This window comes from Candidatus Villigracilis sp., from assembly GCF_057083605.1.
The window spans coordinates 1-2,482 of the sequence record NZ_JBXMTI010000027.1; the positions used below are offsets into that span (position 1 = coordinate 1).

General features: G+C 49.7%; 3 protein-coding genes. All 3 read right to left on the minus strand.

Going from position 1 to position 2,482, the window contains the following annotated elements; all coding sequences use genetic code 11:
* Positions 1–19 precede the first annotated feature (19 nt).
* Positions 20–502 (minus strand): crossover junction endodeoxyribonuclease RuvC, encoded by a 483-nt coding sequence (gene ruvC / locus AC14M5_RS04625; RefSeq protein ID WP_484028464.1) that lies wholly within the window; start codon positions 500–502, stop codon positions 20–22.
* Between the two features lie 94 nt (positions 503–596).
* Positions 597–1,352 carry a YebC/PmpR family DNA-binding transcriptional regulator gene (locus AC14M5_RS04630; RefSeq protein ID WP_484028465.1) on the minus strand — a complete coding sequence of 252 codons (756 nt, stop codon included), beginning with the start codon at positions 1,350–1,352 and terminating at the stop codon, positions 597–599.
* Between the two features lie 109 nt (positions 1,353–1,461).
* Positions 1,462–2,301: a DegV family protein gene (locus tag AC14M5_RS04635; RefSeq protein ID WP_484028466.1), complete on the minus strand. Its 840-nt coding sequence runs from the start codon at positions 2,299–2,301 to the stop codon at positions 1,462–1,464.
* Between the last annotated feature and the right edge of the window lie 181 nt (positions 2,302–2,482).

The window sequence follows — 2,482 nt, forward strand, 5'->3', positions numbered from 1 at the left end:
TTGTTTCGCCCCTACGTTCTTATTCATATCTCTTTGTATTCAAATGTGTGATGGCAATCGCCAGAGCATCGGCGGCATCATCGGGCTTGGGGATGGAGTCCAATTGCAACAGGGCGCGCACCATTTCCTGTACCTGGCGTTTATCGGCAGAGCCGTAACCAACCACTGCTTGTTTCACTTCATTGGGCGTGTATTCGAATGGATCAATACCTGCCTTTTGCAGGCAGAGCATCACTACACCGCGCGCCTGCCCCACGGCGAGGGCGGTTTTGACATTGCTTGAGAAGAATAGTTTTTCTACAGCAGCGGTTTCAGGCTTGTGCTTTTTCAACAACTTGTTGAGATCATCGAATAACATTTCAAGCCGCACTGCTGGGGTCGCATCTTTTGGAGTGGAGATAACGCCAAAGGAAACAGCCACCAGCTCACCGTCGGGCATGAGGCGCACGAGTCCGTATCCTGTGGTGGCGGTGCCGGGGTCAATTCCGAGGGCGAGGGTCATTGTTTTAAATAATGAACCGCGAAGGCCGCTAAGAACGCGAAGAATCTTAAGAAAGAATCTTTGCGATCTTTGCGCTCTTCGCGGTTAAAAGTTCTTAAGCGGCTTCGAGGGCGGCCAAGGCTTCGTCTGAAACTTTGACGTTGTGGAAAACATCCTGCACATCGTCGAGTTCTTCGATGGCTTCCACCATCTTCATGAACTTCAAAGTTGATTCCACATCAAGTTCGATCTCCTGCTTGGGAATCATGCGCAAGCCTGCTTCATCAGGATGAACATGAACTTGATGCAGCGCATCGGCGATGGTTTTGAAAGATTCAACAGGGCCATAAATTTCAATTGTCTCTTCGCCATCCACCACATCATCCGCGCCGACTACGATGCCGAGTTCAAATGCTTTATCAAAAGACATTTGGCTTGAAGGGAAAGCGAAATAAGATTTGCGGTCGAACTGCCAGGCCACTGCGCCGGGCTCGGCCATGTTGCCGCCGTATTTGGTGAAGGCATGGCGCATATCGGGCACAGTGCGATTGCGGTTATCGGTAACACAGGTAACCATCAGCGCCGAACCGTGCGGGCCGTAGCCTTCGAAGGTGATCTCTTCAAAAACGGCACTGTCTTTGTCTTCACCTGCGCCGCGTTTGATGGCGCGTTCGATATTTTCCTTGGGCATGTTTTCTGCGCGGGCTTTATCCACCGCAAGCCGCAAACGGAAATTTGAATCAATATCGCTGCCGCCTTCACGGGCGGCAATCACGATCTCGCGCGCGAGGCGCGTAAAAATGGCGCCGCGTTTGGCATCTGCCACGCCTTTCTTGCGCTTAATGGTAGACCACTTGGAATGACCAGACATACACGTTCTCCTTCAAAGTATGAACCACATTCGTGGGGAATTTTGTGTTGAGCGAAAAAATTATACCATGCGGTTTTCTTCGTCAATCTTCGCTAATCGCCACGAAAAATTACTCGATGAAAAAGCCCACGCCCATTGCTCGCGGCCCCGCATGAACGACGATGGCGGGAGGCAATTGATAGATCGGGATATTTTGGATGTTCACCTGCGCTTTCAATTCTGCGACAAGGGACTCCGCTTCTTTCTCCGCCTCAACCTGCAACACACACAAATGGGCATTGTCTCCGCCTTTGCATTGTTCTGCCACCACCTCCACGAGACGTGCCAGCACGCGCTTTTTTGTCCGCTGTTGTTCAAAGGATTCGACCTGCCCATCTTTCACCTGCAAAATGGGTTTGATCTCCAACAGTTCCGCCAATAATCTTTTCGCCCCGCCGATGCGACCACCTTTCGCGAGATATTCAAGCGTGTCCACAAGAAAGTACAGCCTTCCGCGTGGGATCATGTCATTAAGCTTCGCCTCGATCTCATCAGCGGATTTGCCAGCCTTCGCCATATCATCAGCTAAAAGCACAAGGGAACCGAGGTTGCAGGAGACAGTTTGAGTGTCGATCACGCGAATATCCACATCTGGGAATTCCTGTGCCGCTGTCTGCGCCGAGCGGACTGTTCCGCTTGCTTTGCCAGTTGGGGCAATCACGATCACGTTGTTGCCTTTTTCCTTTGCCTGCTTGAAAATTGGATAATACAACGATGGCTCAGGCGCTGATGTTTTGGGTAACTCTTTGGCAGCCTTCAGCTTTTGCAGGAATGCGGCTGTATCCATGTCCTTGTCGTCATGAAATGCCTCTTCCCCGAACATCACAACCTGTGGGATCAACGAAATCCCACGCTTTGCGATCAGGTCATGCGGCAATCCACAGGTGGTGTCAGCGACAATTTTTACCATAGCATCCTCTTGAAAGTATTGTAGCCGCCGGTATTTAATTATCCAATTGTCAAAAAACCTATGAAACCATGACTTTTGTCTATTTGTTTACATCAATTGATGCAGTATTATAATAATGAGAGATATTACACAGTATCGCATAATTTACTAAACCAAGTTGTGATATTTACTCGCAATTTCC